This is a genomic window from Streptomyces sp. T028 (assembly GCF_048159505.1).
Lineage (GTDB): Bacteria > Actinomycetota > Actinomycetes > Streptomycetales > Streptomycetaceae > Streptomyces.
In genome coordinates this window covers 128580-143948 of the sequence record NZ_JBLRVZ010000057.1, presented here as the reverse complement: position 1 = coordinate 143948, position 15369 = coordinate 128580, and the positions used below count along the sequence as shown (strand labels likewise).

Sequence of the window (15369 nt, the reverse complement as noted above, 5' to 3'; positions counted from 1 at the left end):
TCTTCTGAGGGATGCTCGATCCATGGACATCGATGTGAGGGGCCCGCGTTTCGGGGCCGCCGTCACGACCGTAGTACTGGCGGTCGTTCTGGTGACCGGCAGTGGGTGGCTGCTGGCCTGGCAGACGCTGGCGTTCGCGCTGGGCGCCGCGGGCGGGGTGGGGCGTTCGCCGTACGGCTGGGTGTTCCGCAGGGTCGTCCGGCCGCGGCTCGGGCCGCCGACGGAGTTCGAGTCCCCGGAGCCGCCGCGCTTCGCCCAGGCGGTGGGGCTGGTCTTCGCGGCGGTGGGGCTGGCCGGTTTCGCGCTGGGGCTCGGCTGGCTGGGGCTCTCGGCGACCGGAGCGGCGCTCGCGGCCGCCTTCCTCAATGCCGCTTTCGGGTACTGCCTGGGGTGCGAGTTCTACCTGCTCGTACGGCGGGTGACGGTCCGCGCGCGGTAAAGGCGGCTTAAAAGGCCGAGGTGGATCACGGGGGCCTAGTGACGAGGATCTCGTCGTCAAGGGGCACGGGGACTGGCCCCCCGGCCGTTCTTCGGGCACGATCTGCGAGATGCCGTAAACCTACGGCTGCGTAACTTTGCCCGAGGGGGAATCCTTCCCGGGCAGAAGGAAGGGTCCGCGCCGCCCATGGCAGAGCTTGTCTACCGTCCCGCCGTCGGCCTCGCCCTGACGTTGTTCAAGGCGTGGGATCTGAAGATCGACTGCAAGGGGTCGGAGAACATCCCGCGCTCGGGCGGCGCCGTGCTGGTGAGCAATCACATCAGCTACCTCGACTTCATCTTCGACGGTCTGGCCGCGCTCCCGCAGAAACGTCTCGTTCGCTTCATGGCGAAGGAGTCCGTCTTCCGCCACAAGATCTCCGGTCCGCTGATGCGCGGGATGAAGCACATCCCGGTGGACCGCAACCAGGGCGAGGCGGCCTACCAGCACGCGTTGGCCTCGCTGCGCTCGGGTGAGATCGTCGGGGTCTTCCCCGAGGCGACCATCTCCCAGTCGTTCACACTGAAGGCCTTCAAGTCGGGTGCGGCGCGGCTCGCGCAGGAGGCGGGCGTCCCGCTGATCCCGATGGCCGTGTGGGGGACGCAGCGGCTGTGGACGAAGGGGCACCCGCGCAACTTCAAGCGCAGCCACACCCCGATCACCATCCGCGTCGGTGAGGCGATCGAGGCATCCAAGGACAAGTACGCGGGCGCGATCACCCGTCAGCTGCGCGAGCGCGTCCAGGAGCTTCTGGAGGCCGCCCAGCGCGCCTACCCCGTCCGCCCGAAGGACGCGAACGACACCTGGTGGATGCCGGCGCATCTGGGTGGTACGGCGCCGACGCCGGAGCAGGTGCAGGAGACCGAGGCCCACTGACGGGGGCCGGGAGGCGCCTCAGGCCAGCTCGGCCGGGAGCGTCTCCCAGAGGTACGCCCGGTCCGGGGCGGCCTTGAGCGCGTTCAGCACCGCCGGGTGCGGTGCCGCGTACAGCACCGGATGGTCCAGCTCGCCCGCCTCCCGGTCGGGGAGGAAGGCGAGCTGTTCGCCGTTCAGGGAGAACCGCGCGTCCACCCCGGGTTTGTTGCCGCGCGGGTCCTGGCGGTGCCAGGCGCCGTTGAAACGGACGGCGACAAGACCGTGCACACAGTGTCCGTCGCCGGCGTCGTACCTGAGGCGCTGGTAGCACAGGGCCGTCGGGATGTCCTCGGCCCGCAGCAGCGCGGTGAGCGCGTGGGCCTTGGCGTAGCAGATGCCGGTGCCCCGCTCCAGCACGTCGGAGGCCCGCCAGGTGACGCGCGGGTCGCCGGAGTCCTGGGCGTGCGGAATGGTGTCGCGGACGAATTCGAAAGCCAGGCGCGCATAGGCATACGAGTCCATGGCGTCCTTGGCGAGACGCACGGCGGTCTCCCGGACGAGCGGGTGATGGTGGTCGATTACCTCGTCGGCGGCCAGATATGCGGACAGATCGGGGTTCTCCTGGATCAGCTCCATGATCGTAGAGCATAGAAACGCGACCACCCGATCGTCAATGATTTTTCGGGTGACCGCATATCTATGCACAGCCGGGCTTCCGCTAGTGCGCCATCTCCTCCTTGACCGCCGCGACGAACGCGTCCACGTCCTCCTCGGTGGTGTCGAAGGCGCACATCCAGCGCACGACGCCCGCGGCCTCGTCCCAGAAGTAGAACCGGAACCGCTTCTGCAGCCGCAGACTCACCTCGTGCGGCAGCCGGGCGAAGACCCCGTTGGCCTGGACCGGGTAGAGGATCTCCACACCGTGCACCGCGCGCACGCCCTCGGCGAGCCGCTGGGCCATCTCGTTGGCGTGCCGGGCGTTGCGCAGCCACAGGTCCTTCGCGAGCAGTGCTTCCAACTGCACGGAGACGAACCGCATCTTGGAGGCGAGCTGCATGGACAGCTTGCGCAGGTGCTTCATACGGCTGACGGCGTCCTGGTTGACGACGACGACCGCCTCGCCGAACAGAGCACCGTTCTTGGTCCCGCCGAGGGAGAGGATGTCGACGCCGACCGCGTTGGTGAAGGTCCGCATGGGGACGTTCAGGGAGGCGGCGGCGTTGGCTATGCGGGAGCCGTCCAGGTGGACCTTCATGCCGTGCGCGTGGGCGTGGGCGCAGATCGCGCGGATCTCGTCCGGTGTGTAGAGGGTGCCGAGCTCCGTGCTCTGGGTGATCGAGACGACCTGCGGCATCGCGCGGTGCTCGTCCTCCCAGCCCCAGGCCTGCCGGTCGATCAGCTCCGGGGTGAGCTTGCCGTCGGGTGTGGGGACGGTGAGCAGCTTCAGGCCGCCCATGCGCTCCGGAGCACCACCCTCGTCCACGTTGATATGGGCGCTCTCGGCGCAGATCACCGCTCCCCAGCGGTCGGTGACCGCCTGGAGAGCGACGACGTTGGCGCCGGTGCCGTTGAAGACCGGGAACGCCTCGGCCGTGGGGCCGAAGTGGCTGCGGACGATCCCCTGGAGGTTCTCCGTGTAGTCGTCCTCGCCGTAGGCGACCTGATGGCCGCCGTTGGCCAGGGCCAGGGCGGCCATCACCTCCGGGTGGGCCCCGGCGTAGTTGTCGCTGGCGAAACCGCGGACCTCCGGGTCGTGATGGCGACGGGCGTCGGTCTTCGGGGGGTTCACGGCTTGTCGGTGAGCCACAGACGCTGTCCGTTCACTTCGGGGGCGGGCTTCTCCCAGACTCCGGCGATCGCCTCGGCGAGGTCCGTGACGTCGGTGAAGCCCGCGAACTTCGCGTGCGGCCGCTCGGCGCGCATCGCGTCGTGCACCAGAGCCTTCACCACCAGGATGGCAGCCGCGGAGGTGGGCCCCGCCGCTCCCCCGGCCTTGTGGAAGGCGTCCGCGAGCGCGAGGATCCACGCCTCGGCCGCGGCCTTGGCGGCGGCGTAGGCGGCGTTGCCCGCGGTGGGCCTGGACGCCCCGGCCGCGCTGATCAGCACGTACCGCCCGTGCTCGCTGCGCTGGAGACCCTCGAAGAACGCCAGTGACGTGTGCTGCACGGTTTTGACGAGCAGCAGTTCGAGGAAGTCCCAGTCGTCCAGGCTCGTCTTGACGAACGTCTCGCTGCCACGCCAGCCGCCGACGAGGTGGACCAGGCCGTCGACACGGCCGAAGTCCTTCTCGACCCGCGTGGCCCATTCACGGGTGGATTTGAGGTCGAGCAGATCGACGGTGTCGCCGGTGACGGTGGCGCCGCCGGCCTCGTAGCGGGCGTGGTCGACGGCCTCGGCCAGCCGTTCGGGGTCGTTGTCCGAGCCGACGACGGTCGCGCCCGCCCGGGCGAGCCGAAGCAGTGCCGCGCGGCCCGCGGGTCCGCCCGCGCCGGCCACCGCGATCACCGCACCGTTGAGAGCGCCGTTCCCCATCCTTGCCTCCTGCTGAGCGGTGTCCGTTCGGTCGCTCACGCGGCGACCTTCTCCGCGCTGTCCGCCGTGATGCCCTTGGTGGAGGCGATCACGTTCTTCAGCTTCTTGGACAGTGCCTCATAGAACATGCTCAGCGGAAACTCGTCGGGAAGCACGTCATCCACGAGTCTGCGCGGCGGCTGCGTCAGATCAAGGGCGTCGGGGCCCTTGGCCCAGCGGGAGCCCGGGTGCGGGGCGAGGTAGCCGGCCACCAGCTCGTAGCCGGCGAACCAGTGGACCAGCTTCGGGCGGTCGATGCCGTCCCGGTACAGCTTCTCGATCTCCGCGCACAGCTCGTTGGTGACCTGCGGGGCGCGCTGCCAGTCGATGAACAGCTTGTTGTCGGTCCAGCGGACGACGTCGTGCCGGTGCAGGTAGGCGAAGAGCAGCTGGCCGCCGAGGCCGTCGTAGTTGCGGATGCGCTCGCCGGTGACCGGGAAGCGGAACATGCGGTCGAAGAGGACCGCGTACTGCACGTCACGGGCCTGCGGGACGCCGTCGGCCTCCAGCTTCACGGCCTCCTTGAAGGCGGTGAGGTCGCAGCGCAGTTCCTCCAGGCCGTACATCCAGAACGGCTGGCGCTGCTTGATCATGAAGGGGTCGAAGGGGAGGTCGCCGTGGCTGTGGGTGCGGTCGTGGACCATGTCCCACAGGACGAATGCCTCCTCGCAGCGCTTCTGGTCGTGGACCATGGCGGCGATGTCCTCGGGCAGTTCCAGGCCCAGGATGCCGACGGCGGCGTCGGTGACCCGGCGGAAGCGGGCGGCCTCGCGGTCGCAGAAGATGCCACCCCAGGAGAAACGTTCCGGCGCCTCACGGACGGCGATGGTCTCCGGGAAGAGCACGGCCGAGTTGGTGTCGTAGCCGGAGGTGAAGTCCTCGAAGGTGATGCCGCAGAACAGCGGGTTGTCGTAGCGGGTGCGCTCCAGCTCGGCCAGCCAGTCCGGCCAGACCATGCGCAGCACGACCGCCTCCAGGTTGCGGTCCGGGTTGCCGTTCTGCGTGTACATCGGGAAGACGACCAGGTGCTGCAGCCCGTCGGCGCGGTTCGCGGCGGGCTGGAAGGCCAGCAGCGAGTCGAGGAAGTCCGGCACCCCGAAGCCGCCGTCGGCCCAGCGGTGCAGGTCCTTCACCAGGGCACGGTGGTAGTCGGCGTCGTGCGGGAGCAGTGGCGCCAGCTTCTCGACCGCGTCGATCACGTCCCGTACGGCCCGCTCGGCCTCGGTGCGCTCAGGGGCGTCCCCGGCGGTGAAGTCGACCGATCCGTCCTTGGACTGCCAGGGGCGGATCCGCTCCACGGCATCCTTGAGCACGGGCCACGCCGGGTGCTCCACCACCCTGGTGCCGGGAGGAACCTGCTCCCCCGTCGCCGCCTGCACAAGAATTTCCGTCATGTCCCATCCTCCACGGGAGAACCTCGCGTATGGACACCGTATGCATACGAGGTTTCCTCCAGCAAGTGGAGCCACGGGAAATTATCCTGCATGTCCGCAGTTTCACGTGAGTTTTTCCTGTCCGACATCGGAGGAGTGACTAGTTCCGCTACGACTGGGCATACATGGGAACCACTCGCATCTACACGTGTCCATGACCAGCGCAGGCCGTTAGGCTGCGAGTCTGCGCACCCGCACGTCGACGGAAGCGAGTCCCCGTCTTGAACTTCGTCACCATCGGTCATCGCGGCGTCATGGGTGTCGAGCCCGAGAACACTCTGCGCTCCTTTGTCGCCGCCGAGGAAGCCGGCCTCGATGTGATCGAACTCGATCTACATCTGAGCAAGGACGGCGCCCTGGTGGTCATGCACGATCCAGATGTGGACCGTACGACGGACGGGACCGGGCCCATCGCCGACCAGACGCTCGCGGAGCTGAGGACCCTGGACGCGGGGCGCGGGGAGCGGGTGCCGGTGTTCGAGGAGGTCCTGGACGCCGTGACGCTGCCGCTGCAGGCCGAGATCAAGGACGTGCAGGCGGCCCGGGCGCTGGCCGAGGTGATGCGTGCCCGGGATCTGGTGGGCCGGGTGGAGGTGTCCTCGTTCCACGACGAGGCGCTGGCCGAGATGGCCCGGCTGGTACCGGGGGTGCGCACCGCGCTGATCGGCAGCCGCTACGGCCTCGACATCGTCGCCCGGGCCGAGGACGCCGGGGCCACGACCGTGTGCCTGAACCTGCGGCGCCTCACCCTGGAGATCGTCGAGGAGGCCCGCAGACGGGATCTGCGGATCATCGGCTGGGTCGTCAACACCCAGCACCAGCTGCGCCTTGTGCGCGCGCTGGAGCTGGACGGGGCGACCACCGACTATCCGGAGATCAGGCGTACGGGCCGCTTCACGGCGTGGGCCGGGCCGGGCGATCGGGCGTGAGCGGGGTCAGTCGAGCGGCTTGACCAGCAGCTCGAACTGCAGGTCGTCGCGCTGCGGGATGCCGAAGCGCTCGTCGCCGTAGGGGAAGGGCGTCATGTTCCCGGTGCGGCGGTAGCCGCGGCGCTCGTACCAGGCGATGAGGTCGTCGCGTACGGAGATCACGGTCATGTGCATCTCGGTGGCGCCCCAGCCCTCCCGCGCCTGCCTCTCGGCCTCCGCGAGGACCGTCCTGCCGAGGCCGCAGGCCTGGGCCGTGGGGCTGACCGCGAACATGCCGAAGTAGGCGTGGTCGCCACGGTGTTCGAGCTGGCAGCAGGCGACGATCCGGCCGTCCCGCTCGACCGTGAGCACCCGTCCGCCGGCCGAACCGATGATCTCCAGCACACCCTGGGGGTCGGTCCGCTGCCCCTGGAGGATGTCCGCCTCCGTGGTCCAGCCGGCCCGGCTGGACTCCCCGCGGTAGGCCGACTCGACCAGCGCGACCAGCTCGTCCACGTCGGCGTCGGTGGCGTCACGGAAGGTGAGGGCGGTGGCGGCGGTGTCCATGCGGGCGGTCTCCGGTATGTGGCGCGGCTGGGACTCGGACGAGGGTATCCCCACCGACCCCGGCCCGGTCCGCGCCTCCGGCATGATCCGCCGGACAGGCCCTAGGCTCCCCACGCATGGTGCATGTACTCAGCAGTAGGGTCCTCCTCCGTCCCACCGACCCCGAGCGCTCGCGTGCCTTCTACGGCGGACAGCTCGGACTCGCGGTCTACCGCGAGTTCGGTACGGGGCCGGAGCGCGGGGTCGTCTACTTCCTAGGCGGCGGTTTCCTGGAGCTCTCGGGGCGGTCGCAGACGCCGCCGGATCCCGCGGTACGGCTGTGGTTGCAGGTCGCGGACGTGACGGCGGCGTACGAGGAGCTGCGGGCGAAGGGGGTCGCTGTCGTGCGGGCGCCGGTGAAGGAGCCGTGGGGGCTCGTGGAGATGTGGATCGAGGATCCGGACGGGACGCCGATCGTGGTGGTGGAGGTGCCGGAGGATCATCCGATCAGGTATCGGCCGGGGATTTGAGGGCCGCCTGGCGACTCGGTTGGAGGCCACCGTGGGCGGGTGCGGGTGCGTTGTGGCTGATCGCGCAGTTCCCCGCGCCCCCAGGTGGGTGCCGACGCCCCTGTCGACAGCTGACCGGATGCCGGGGCGCGGAGACGGGCTTAGCGTGCTGGAGGGGTCCCCTTTTCTGGAAGGAACGTCATGAAGCTCGACGCGCCCGTGCCCGGCGGGCCCTGCTGGGCCGAGCTGGGGACCAGTGATCTTCAGGCGGCGAAGCGGTTCTACGCGGAGCTGTTCGGCTGGCGCGCGGAGACCGATCCGCGGCAGGAGGCCGGCGGCTACACCGTCGCCCACCTCGGAGAGGCGGCCGTCGCCGCGCTGACCCCCCTGTACCAGAAGGGGCAGCCGTGCGCCTGGAACGTGTCGTTCGCGGTGACCGACGCGGATGTCAGCGCGCGGCTGGTCACCGAGGCCGGCGGCAAGGTGCTGGTCGGCCCTATGGACGTGTTCGACGTGGGCCGTTTCGTGGTCGCCCTCGACCCGGGCGGGGCCGCGTTCCAGTTGTGGCAGGCGCGGGCCTTTCCTGGAGCGGGGCTGTTCAACGCGCCCGGCTCGCTCGGCTGGGTGGAGCTGCTGACCCGCGATCCGGACCGCGCGGAGACCTTCTACACGACCGTGTTCGGCTGGACGGTGAGCTCCTCGGAGAACTATCTCCAGTGGGGCGTCGGAGGCGCCGACTTCGGCGGCATGATCAGGATGGACGACGAGAAGTTCCCGCCCGAGGTGCCGCCGCACTGGCTGCCGTACTTCGCGGTGGCCGATGTGGACGCCTCCGCTGCCACGGCGACAGAGGCCGGCGGCACCGCGCTGATGGAGCCGACCTCCGTGCCCGACGGCCCGCGGATCGCCGTACTGCGCGATCCGCAGGGCGCGGCGTTCGGGGTGTACCGGGCCGGGGACGAAGGGTGAGCACATCGGTCATTGATGCGCTGGTTGCGCCGGGACTCAGGCCCTGAGGCCTTGCGTCTGTCCTTCCAGGCGGCTCAGCAACTCGCCCAGGAGTCCGGCGAGTTCGCCCTGGCGGTCGCCGTCCAGGGCGGACAGTACGGCCCGCTCGTAGGTGAGTTGCTCGGGGAGGACGGCGTCGACGAGGTCACGGCCGGCGTCGGTGAGGCGGAGGTGGGCGACGCGGCGGTCGCGGGTGTCGCCCCGGCGTTCCACGAGGCCGCGTTCCGTGAGCTGCTTGAGGCGCTTGGTGACGGCGGCGCCGGAGGAGAAGGTCTCCCGGGCCAGTTCGCCGGGGGTCAGTTCATGGCCGGTGCGGCGCAGCGCGCCGAGCAGGTCGAACTCCGGGCGGCTCAGGCCCGCCCGGCGCAGGGGCGCGTCCTCGGCCTGCTGAAGCAGGGCGGCGCAGCGGTTGACGCGGCCGATGATCTCCATCGGGCCGGTGTCCAGGTCGGGCCGCACGGTCTGCCACTGCCCCACCACCGCCGCGACGGTGTCCCTCCTCGCCCCGTCTCCGGCCGCCGCTGGTCCCCGTGTCCCCGTCATCGCCGCACGCCTTCCGCTCTCGTGGTCGCGTCCCGGCCCAGGTGCAGACCCTGGTGCCGTACCGTCGCGGCGAGCGTACGGTGTCCGGACCGTTCGGCCGCCACGACCCGCTCCTCGGGCGGGGCGCGCCGCCACCACTTGCCGGACACGGCGTCGGCCGTGCGGTGCGGCCCGTTCTCGTGCCATATGCGGTCGGCAATCGCTCACCCGCCGTGCTCCCTCGAATGCTCCCCGTGTACATCGTTGCGCCGCGTGCGCGCCGCGTGCCGTGGGCATCGCAACTCTCGACGCGACCCGTCGAGCGGGAGGTGCGCGTGCACGGACCGACTTCGCCCGGCTGGCTGCTGGTCACGCTGTGTGCGGCGACCGGGGCCTACTGTCTGCTGCGGATGCGCAGCCGTGTCGAGGAGCAGCGCAGAGCGGCGGGCGGTGAGGCGTTCATGGGGTTCGGGATGGCCGTCATGGCGGTGCCCACGGCGGCGTTCACCCCGCCCTCGTGGGCCTGGCCGGCCTACGCCACCGTGTTCGGCGCGGCCGCGTTGCGGGCCCTGTGGGCGGCTCGCACGAGCACCCATCATCTGCACCACGTGGTGGGGACCGCGGCCATGGTCTACATGGCGGTCGCGATGGCCGTCTCACCGCCCCACGCGCACGCGCACGGCGGTGCCGCCTCCGGTGTCCCGCTCCTCACGGGGGCGCTGCTGCTGTACTTCACCGGATACGTCCTTCTCTCCGGGGCGCGGCTGCTGCCGGTGACGGGGGCCGCCGGGGGCACCCCGTCCGCCGGGACCACCGGAGCCCCCGGGGCCGCTGTCGGCTGGAGCGACCGTCCCGAGCTGGCGCGGGCGTGCCGCCTGTCGATGGGGATCGGCATGGTGGCGATGCTGCTGTCGATGTGATCCCGACTGATCCCAACTCGGCCGTGGCCTGCGTCACTTTGCCGGGACAAGCCGTACCCCCGAGCGGTGCGCCGCTCATAGGGTGCTGCCCATGATGGTCCCCGCGGTCCTGCTGCTGCTCGGCGCCCTGACCGCAGTCGGCGCACCCCGGCTGCTCGCCCGCGCCGACTGGCCGGACCGTGAACCGGTGCTCGCGCTGTGGGCCTGGCAGTGCGTGGTGGCGGCGGTCCTGCTGTGCTGTGCGCTGTCGATGACGCTCAGCGCGGCGGCGGCCTGGCAGGCGGTGCGCGGTCATGTCTTCGCGCCGGCGCCGCGTGCGGTCGTGGAGGCCTACGCCCTTGGCCCGACCGGCCCTTGGGCGGCGGCCACGGCCGTGGCGCTGGCCTGCGCCGGGCTGTGGAGCGGGGCGATGCTCGTACGGGAGGTGGTGCGGGCACGGGCCCGCAGCCGGGCACGCCGGGCCGACGTCCGTTTGCGCGCACCGCTGTTGCCGGGTGAGGAACCCACCCGGGGACGGCTCGTCGTTCTCGAGGGCGAGCGGGCCGATGCCTGGTGGCTGCCGGGGGTGGCGCCCCAACTGGTCGTCACCACGGCCGCGTTGCGCCGCCTGAAGGGACGTCAGCTGGATGCCCTGCTCGCGCACGAGCAGGGTCACGCGCAGGCCCGGCACCACTGGCTGCTGCACTCGTCGTCGGCGCTGGCCACCGGGTTTCCGCAGGTGCCGGTGTTCGCGGCGTTCCGCGACGAGATGCACCGGCTGGTCGAGCTGGCCGCCGACGACATGGCCTCCCGCCGCTTCGGCCGGCTGACGACCGCGCTCGCCCTGGTCGAGCTCAACGAGGACCGCGGGGTGTTCGGCCCCTCCCCCACCCCGCTGGCCCATGTCCCGCAGCGGGTCCACCGGCTGCTCACGCCCCCGGACCGGCTCACGGCTGCCCGCCGGCTGCGACTGACGGCGGCGGCCTCGCTGGTGCCGGTGATCCCGGTGCTGGTGACCCTGGTACCGGGGCTGCGGGCGCTGGGCTGAGCGGAGGCGGGCCCCGGGCTGAGCGGAGGCGGGCCCCGGGCTGAGCGGGAGCGGGCCGAGACCCTTGACTCGGCCTCCGCGAACGCCTCTGGTTCGCCTTGGACCCCACGGGTCGGCGAGGATCGCATCATGCACACCCGGTACGTCGACTCCCCGCCCCGTCCGCCCGTCCTGTCCACGACCGCCCGCGTCGCCGTGGCGCTCGGCCTGGGCTCGCTCGTCCTTCTCGTCCTGGTCGCGGCCACGTGGCACCCCTTGATGTCCGTCGACGGCGGCCTCTCCCGGACCACCCACCGCTGGGCCCTGTCCGATCCCGGCGTCACCGAGCTCTGCCGCATCCTCACGGACTGGGTGTGGGATCCGGTGACGATGCGGCTGCTGGGGGCGGCGGTGGCGGTGTGGCTGGTGTGGCGGCACGCGGCCTGGTGGACGGCGGGCTGGCTGGTGGTCACGTCGGCGGTGGGCACACTGATCCAGCAGGGCCTCAAGGCCGTGGTCGGCCGGGACCGGCCGGTCTGGCCCGACCCCGTCGACTCCGCCCACTACCAGGCGTTTCCCTCCGGCCACGCCCTGACCGCCACGGTCGTCCTGGGCCTCCTCCTCTGGCTTCTTCACTGCCATGGAGTGAGCCGCCCGGTATGGCGTACGGCGGTGACGGTGGCGGTGGTCTCGGTGATCGGCGTGGGCCTGACCCGTGTCTGGCTGGGCGTCCACTGGCCCTCGGACGTCATGGGCGGCTGGCTCCTGGGCTCTCTGCTGGTGACCCTGGCGGTCATGGCCCACCGTCACTGGCACCCGTGAGCGCGCCGTCGTACGGCTACGTCGGGCCGGAGGACATCCGGCGAGCCGTCGTGCCGGGCACCGGGGGGTACGTCGTGCGCGACGTGGCCGACCTGACCGTGTTCGCGGCGGAGGACGGGGAGCCGTACACGTACGTCGTGGGACTCGACGGCCAGCTGCGGCTGGCGCCTCGCCGTAGCGAGCACGTGGCCTGCGCAGGCGGCGCGGACGTGCTCGGCGCGGGTGAGATCTCGTTCCGTCGTACCCGGCGGGGCTGGGAGGTCCACGAGGTCAGCAACCAGTCCACCGGCTACTGCCCCGACCCCGACTGCTGGCCGGCGGTCGCCGCCGCCCTGGACCGGGTGGGTGTCGCGCGGCCCGACGGGTTCACGCATGCCCTGGTGTTCCGGCGCTGTGAGCGGTGCCGGGAGATCAACGTCGTGCGGGAAGGGGTGTACGTCTGTGTGTTCTGCGAGGAGGAGCTGCCCCTGTTGTGGAACGTGGCCCCGCGAGATCCTCCGCGTTCCTAGGATCAGGCTCATGGCTGCCGTTCTGTTCGACTTCTCCGGGACCCTCTTCCGTGTCGAGTCCGCCGAGTCCTGGTTGCGTGCCGTGGTGGAGGACGCCGGGATCGGGTGGCCGGAGGGGGACGTGGCCGTGACGGCGCGGGCGCTGGAGGCGGCCGGGGCGTTGCCGGGCGGGGCGGCTCCCGGGCGGGTGCCCGAGGAGGTGGCCGGGGTGTGGGGGGTGCGGGACGAGAGCGCCGCGGCGCATCGGGCCGCGTACACCGGGTTGTCGCGTCAGGTGGTGCTGCCGGATCCGGGACTGCACGACGCGCTGTACGACCGGCACATGACACCGGCGGCCTGGGCGCCGTACCCCGACGCCCTCGATGTGCTGAGTGGGCTGCGGGAGCTGGGGGTCGGGGTGGGCGTGGTCAGCAACATCGGCTGGGACCTGCGGCCGGTGTTCCGGGAGCACGGGCTGGACCGGTTCGTCGACGCGTACGTGCTGTCGTACGAGCACGGGGTCCAGAAGCCGGATCCCCGGCTGTTCGCGGTGGCCTGTGAGGCGCTCGGGGTCGATCCGCGCGCGGTCCTGATGGTCGGGGACGACCGGCGGGCCGACGGCGGGGCGGCCGCGCTGGGCTGTGGGGTGCACTTCGTGGACCATCTGCCGACGGCCGACCGTCCGGACGGGCTGCGGCCGGTCCTGGACCTCGTGGGCCGACGCCCGGGCACCGGGAACCAGTAGCGCGACCGCCAGAACATCGGGACACGGGGGTCGGCACCCCCTGGAACACCGCAGGTCGGTAGCCCGAGGCCACCATCGGGACGGAGGCGCGCCCACTCTGGACGATCCCCCGCGTCGCCCAGAGCAGGCGGCAGCCCGGCCACACTCCGTGCGGAGCCGTCCGGGATGCGCTGAGTATAGTTGGCTGATAGCCAGTCAACGCAGGAGTTACAGGATGTCCCCGCGCAGCGCCTCGGTCAATGAAGAATTGCGGCGGCGTTCGCGGGAGCGGCTGCTGCAGGCGGCCCTGGAGCTGGTGAGCGAGCGCGGGTACGAGGCGACGACACTCGGCGACATCGCGGACCGGGCGGGTTCGGCCCGTGGGCTGGTGTCGTACTACTTCCCCGGCAAACGGCAGTTGGTGCAGTCGGCGGTGCACCGGCTGATGCACCGTACGCTCGAGGAGGCCCTGGAGCGGGAGCCGCGCACGGAGGACGGCCGGGAGCGGATGGCGCGGGCCATCGACGCGATCCTCGGACTGGCCCGGGACCGTACGGTGCTGATGCGTCAGCACATGGCCGGGCTGCTGCAGGCCGAGGGGTTCATGCAGTGCCCCGAACAGCAGCGGCTGGCCGAGCTGCTGCGGGAGACCGCCGCGCGGCACGGATCGCAGGACGTCGACCACGACTACCCGATGCTGCGTTCCCAGCTCATGGGTGCCGTCTACGCGCTGGTGCTGCCCAACGTGCCCCTGCCGCTGGCGACGTTGCGCTCCGAGCTGTTCCAACGTTATCGACTGGACTGGGAGTCGGGCCTCCCGCCGGACGCCGAGGCGCCCGACGGGAGCTGCGCGGAGGATCTGTCGCGCTTCTTCGCGACGGAGCCGTCCGCCGGGAATCAGTCGAAGTAGTCCGGCTGGGTCTGGACGTTGAGCTCACGCAGATGGATCCGCTTGGCCGGATCCGTGCGCCGGTCGCTGAGCCTCAGCACGTCGAGGCCCTTGGCGATGTCGTTCGAGTAGATGTAGCCGTTGTAGTAGTACGCCGACCACGGGCCGGCGGTCGTCAGCCGCTCGGTGTTCACCGGGCCGCGCTCGAAGTAGGCGATCTCCTTCGGGTGGGCGGAGTCGGTGAAGTCCCACACGGAGACGCCGCCCTGGTACCAGGCCTGGACCATGATGTCCTTGCCCTTGACCGGGATCAGCGAGCCGTTGTGGGCCACGCACACCTCGGTGGCGGCCTGAGGACGGTCGATCTTGAAGTAGCTGCGGAAGACCAGCTTGCGCTTGTCGCCCTTGCCGACGATGTCGTAGATGCCGTCGGCGCCCCTGTTCGGGCCGATCTCCGCGTTGCAGGTGGCCGCGCCGCCGCCGCCCAGCTCGTCGGTGAAGACGACCTTGTTGGCCTTCTGGTTGAAGGTCGCGGAGTGCCAGAACGCGAAGTTCACGTTGTCCTGCACCTGGTCGATGACCTTCGGGTTCTCCGGGTCCTTGATGGAGAACAGGATGCCGTCACCCATGCAGGCGCCGGCCGCCAGGTCCTTCTCCGGCAGCACCGTGATGTCGTGGCAGCCGGTGGTCTTGGACACGCCCGGGTTGGTGGGCGAGCCGGGGTTGCCGCCGCCGTCCGGGCCCTCGCCCGGGAAGAGGACGGGGAAGTTCACGACCGCCGCCGTCTCGGGCGCCTTGCGCGGCACCTTGATGACGGAGATGCCGTCGTGCGGCGGCTGGCAGTCGGGGTAGGTGGCGCTGGGCGAGTACGAGGAGACGTAGATGTACACGTTCTTGCGCTCGGGCACCAGGGTGTGGGTGTGCGAGCCGCAGGCGGTCTCGACGGCGGCGACGTACTTCGGGTTCGCCTTGTCGCTGATGTCGAAGACCTTCATGCCCTCCCAGGAGGACTTCTCGGTCGCGGGCTGCGTGGTGCTGTTGCAACTGCTGTCGCTGCGCGAGGAGTCGGTGGAGAGGAAGAGCAGGTCGCCGGAGACGGATATGTCGTTCTGCGAGCCGGGGCACAGCACCTGGGAGACGGTCTTCGGGGCCTTCGGGTTGCTGATGTCGAAGATACGGAAGCCGTCGTAGTTGCCGGCGAAGGCGTACTTCCCCTGGAAGGCGAGGTCCGAATTGGTGCCGGACAGCGCGTCCTTGGGGATGTTGGTGAGGTGCTCGATGTTGTCGGAGTGGACGATCTCGTCCTGCCCGGGTACCTCGCCGTCGGCGATCGCCTCGGCCACCTCGGCCTGCGCGCTCTGCGAGACCTCGCGCTCCGCGGCCGGCGCGTCCCCGGGGTCGGGGGTCGCGGCCGCCGGGACCGCGGTGAGCAGCGCGGCCAGGAGCCCGGTACAGGCGGCGGCAACTCCCAGCCGTCTGCGCCGCGTTCGGGGATCGTTCAACAGGGTCACTGCGTCCTCCCTCGTTGCCGTTCCTGTGGAACGGTTCACGGTCCCCTGAAGTATCGTCTTCATCATGCACATATCAAGGGTCGGCAACGCACTCGTAATGAATCTTTCCGGTCAGTAGTGCGAAGATCCGGGAAGGTCACGGAAGTGGAAGGTCCAGGTCCTCAACCCGCCTGCCCCAG

The 15369-nt window shown here is 70.7% G+C and carries 19 protein-coding genes; 11 read left to right on the top strand and 8 right to left on the bottom strand.

Translation table 11 applies throughout. The features are described 5' to 3' along the window. Positions 1 to 22 precede the first annotated feature (22 nt). Both ACLZN2_RS43215 and ACLZN2_RS43210 read left to right on the top strand, forming a co-directional pair. Positions 23 to 439: a DUF4395 domain-containing protein gene (locus ACLZN2_RS43215; protein ID WP_416985261.1), complete on the top strand. Its 417-nt coding sequence runs from the start codon at positions 23 to 25 to the stop codon at positions 437 to 439. Positions 440 to 625: 186 nt separating this feature from the next. Further along, positions 626 to 1354: a lysophospholipid acyltransferase family protein gene (locus ACLZN2_RS43210; RefSeq protein ID WP_416985260.1), complete on the top strand. Its 729-nt coding sequence runs from the start codon at positions 626 to 628 to the stop codon at positions 1352 to 1354. An 18-nt stretch (positions 1355 to 1372) separates the two neighbouring features. Here the strand turns inward: ACLZN2_RS43210 and ACLZN2_RS43205 are convergent, their stop codons facing one another. The 4 genes from ACLZN2_RS43205 to ACLZN2_RS43190 form a co-directional block, all read right to left on the bottom strand. After that, positions 1373 to 1969, bottom strand: coding sequence for a transglutaminase-like domain-containing protein (locus ACLZN2_RS43205; protein WP_416985259.1), 597 nt, complete (start codon positions 1967 to 1969; stop codon positions 1373 to 1375). 82 nt (positions 1970 to 2051) lie between these two features. Further along, entirely contained in the window at positions 2052 to 3122 is a 1071-nt protein-coding gene (locus tag ACLZN2_RS43200) for a threonine aldolase family protein (protein WP_416985258.1), read from the bottom strand. Next, positions 3119 to 3865 carry an SDR family NAD(P)-dependent oxidoreductase gene (locus ACLZN2_RS43195; RefSeq protein WP_416985375.1) on the bottom strand — a complete coding sequence of 249 codons (747 nt, stop codon included), beginning with the start codon at positions 3863 to 3865 and terminating at the stop codon, positions 3119 to 3121. Before ACLZN2_RS43195 ends, ACLZN2_RS43200 begins: the two co-directional genes overlap by 4 nt. A gap of 35 nt (positions 3866 to 3900) precedes the next feature. Next, entirely contained in the window at positions 3901 to 5298 is a 1398-nt protein-coding gene (locus ACLZN2_RS43190) for a DUF6421 family protein (RefSeq protein ID WP_416985257.1), read from the bottom strand. Positions 5299 to 5558: 260 nt separating this feature from the next. On the opposite strand from ACLZN2_RS43190, the gene ACLZN2_RS43185 reads away from it, so the two are divergent. Continuing rightward, complete coding sequence (locus tag ACLZN2_RS43185; protein WP_416985256.1) at positions 5559 to 6266, top strand: glycerophosphodiester phosphodiesterase; 708 nt, start codon at positions 5559 to 5561, stop codon at positions 6264 to 6266. A 6-nt stretch (positions 6267 to 6272) separates the two neighbouring features. Here ACLZN2_RS43185 and ACLZN2_RS43180 read toward each other — a convergent pair whose 3' ends face one another. Then, on the bottom strand, positions 6273 to 6812 hold the full coding sequence (locus ACLZN2_RS43180) for a GNAT family N-acetyltransferase (RefSeq protein WP_416985255.1): 540 nt from the start codon (positions 6810 to 6812) through the stop codon (positions 6273 to 6275). Between the two features lie 116 nt (positions 6813 to 6928). Between ACLZN2_RS43180 and ACLZN2_RS43175 the strand changes: the two genes are divergently transcribed. Together ACLZN2_RS43175 and ACLZN2_RS43170 are read left to right on the top strand one after the other, a co-directional pair. Continuing rightward, a complete protein-coding gene (locus tag ACLZN2_RS43175) occupies positions 6929 to 7321 on the top strand; it encodes a VOC family protein (protein ID WP_416985254.1) in 393 nt (130 codons plus the stop codon). A gap of 180 nt (positions 7322 to 7501) precedes the next feature. Further along, positions 7502 to 8269: a VOC family protein gene (locus tag ACLZN2_RS43170; RefSeq protein ID WP_416985253.1), complete on the top strand. Its 768-nt coding sequence runs from the start codon at positions 7502 to 7504 to the stop codon at positions 8267 to 8269. Between the two features lie 36 nt (positions 8270 to 8305). On the opposite strand, the gene ACLZN2_RS43165 is transcribed toward ACLZN2_RS43170, so the two are convergent. Then, positions 8306 to 8851, bottom strand: a complete 546-nt coding sequence (locus ACLZN2_RS43165) for a MarR family winged helix-turn-helix transcriptional regulator (protein WP_416985252.1) — start codon at positions 8849 to 8851, stop codon at positions 8306 to 8308. After that, positions 8848 to 9000 carry a hypothetical protein gene (locus ACLZN2_RS43160; RefSeq protein ID WP_416985251.1) on the bottom strand — a complete coding sequence of 51 codons (153 nt, stop codon included), beginning with the start codon at positions 8998 to 9000 and terminating at the stop codon, positions 8848 to 8850. The genes ACLZN2_RS43165 and ACLZN2_RS43160 overlap by 4 nt, the downstream gene beginning before the upstream one ends. A 165-nt stretch (positions 9001 to 9165) precedes the next feature. Between ACLZN2_RS43160 and ACLZN2_RS43155 the strand changes: the two genes are divergently transcribed. The 6 genes from ACLZN2_RS43155 (at position 9166) to ACLZN2_RS43130 (ending at position 13700) form a co-directional block, all read left to right on the top strand. Next, on the top strand, positions 9166 to 9750 hold the full coding sequence (locus ACLZN2_RS43155) for a DUF5134 domain-containing protein (RefSeq protein WP_416985250.1): 585 nt from the start codon (positions 9166 to 9168) through the stop codon (positions 9748 to 9750). 91 nt (positions 9751 to 9841) lie between these two features. Next, positions 9842 to 10777 (top strand): M56 family metallopeptidase, encoded by a 936-nt coding sequence (locus tag ACLZN2_RS43150; protein ID WP_416985249.1) that lies wholly within the window; start codon positions 9842 to 9844, stop codon positions 10775 to 10777. A gap of 129 nt (positions 10778 to 10906) precedes the next feature. Further along, positions 10907 to 11578: a phosphatase PAP2 family protein gene (locus tag ACLZN2_RS43145; RefSeq protein WP_416985248.1), complete on the top strand. Its 672-nt coding sequence runs from the start codon at positions 10907 to 10909 to the stop codon at positions 11576 to 11578. Continuing rightward, positions 11566 to 12087, top strand: a complete 522-nt coding sequence (locus ACLZN2_RS43140) for a hypothetical protein (RefSeq protein ID WP_416985374.1) — start codon at positions 11566 to 11568, stop codon at positions 12085 to 12087. The genes ACLZN2_RS43145 and ACLZN2_RS43140 overlap by 13 nt, the downstream gene beginning before the upstream one ends. Before the next feature lie 10 nt (positions 12088 to 12097). Continuing rightward, positions 12098 to 12811, top strand: a complete 714-nt coding sequence (locus ACLZN2_RS43135) for an HAD family hydrolase (RefSeq protein WP_416985247.1) — start codon at positions 12098 to 12100, stop codon at positions 12809 to 12811. 214 nt (positions 12812 to 13025) lie between these two features. Continuing rightward, the gene (locus tag ACLZN2_RS43130; RefSeq protein WP_416985246.1) at positions 13026 to 13700 is read left to right on the top strand and encodes a TetR/AcrR family transcriptional regulator; all 675 of its coding nucleotides are present in this window, start codon (positions 13026 to 13028) and stop codon (positions 13698 to 13700) included. Here ACLZN2_RS43130 and ACLZN2_RS43125 read toward each other — a convergent pair. Next, positions 13688 to 15190, bottom strand: coding sequence for an LVIVD repeat-containing protein (locus ACLZN2_RS43125; protein WP_416985245.1), 1503 nt, complete (start codon positions 15188 to 15190; stop codon positions 13688 to 13690). The two genes, ACLZN2_RS43130 and ACLZN2_RS43125, sit on opposite strands and share 13 nt — an antisense overlap. Positions 15191 to 15369: the final 179 nt, after the last annotated feature.

Excerpts from the sequence above, each read along its gene's own strand:
- ACLZN2_RS43215 (WP_416985261.1), top strand. The coding sequence starts at position 23 with ATGGACATCGATGTGAGGGGCCCGCGTTTCGGGGCCGCCGTCACGACC.
- ACLZN2_RS43210 (WP_416985260.1), top strand. The coding sequence starts at position 626 with ATGGCAGAGCTTGTCTACCGTCCCGCCGTCGGCCTCGCCCTGACGTTG.
- ACLZN2_RS43205 (WP_416985259.1), bottom strand. The coding sequence starts at position 1,969 with ATGGAGCTGATCCAGGAGAACCCCGATCTGTCCGCATATCTGGCCGCC.
- ACLZN2_RS43195 (WP_416985375.1), bottom strand. The coding sequence starts at position 3,865 with ATGGGGAACGGCGCTCTCAACGGTGCGGTGATCGCGGTGGCCGGCGCG.
- ACLZN2_RS43190 (WP_416985257.1), bottom strand. The coding sequence starts at position 5,298 with ATGACGGAAATTCTTGTGCAGGCGGCGACGGGGGAGCAGGTTCCTCCC.
- ACLZN2_RS43180 (WP_416985255.1), bottom strand. The coding sequence starts at position 6,812 with ATGGACACCGCCGCCACCGCCCTCACCTTCCGTGACGCCACCGACGCC.
- ACLZN2_RS43175 (WP_416985254.1), top strand. The coding sequence starts at position 6,929 with ATGGTGCATGTACTCAGCAGTAGGGTCCTCCTCCGTCCCACCGACCCC.
- ACLZN2_RS43170 (WP_416985253.1), top strand. The coding sequence starts at position 7,502 with ATGAAGCTCGACGCGCCCGTGCCCGGCGGGCCCTGCTGGGCCGAGCTG.
- ACLZN2_RS43165 (WP_416985252.1), bottom strand. The coding sequence starts at position 8,851 with ATGACGGGGACACGGGGACCAGCGGCGGCCGGAGACGGGGCGAGGAGG.
- ACLZN2_RS43150 (WP_416985249.1), top strand. The coding sequence starts at position 9,842 with ATGATGGTCCCCGCGGTCCTGCTGCTGCTCGGCGCCCTGACCGCAGTC.
- ACLZN2_RS43145 (WP_416985248.1), top strand. The coding sequence starts at position 10,907 with ATGCACACCCGGTACGTCGACTCCCCGCCCCGTCCGCCCGTCCTGTCC.
- ACLZN2_RS43135 (WP_416985247.1), top strand. The coding sequence starts at position 12,098 with ATGGCTGCCGTTCTGTTCGACTTCTCCGGGACCCTCTTCCGTGTCGAG.
- ACLZN2_RS43130 (WP_416985246.1), top strand. The coding sequence starts at position 13,026 with ATGTCCCCGCGCAGCGCCTCGGTCAATGAAGAATTGCGGCGGCGTTCG.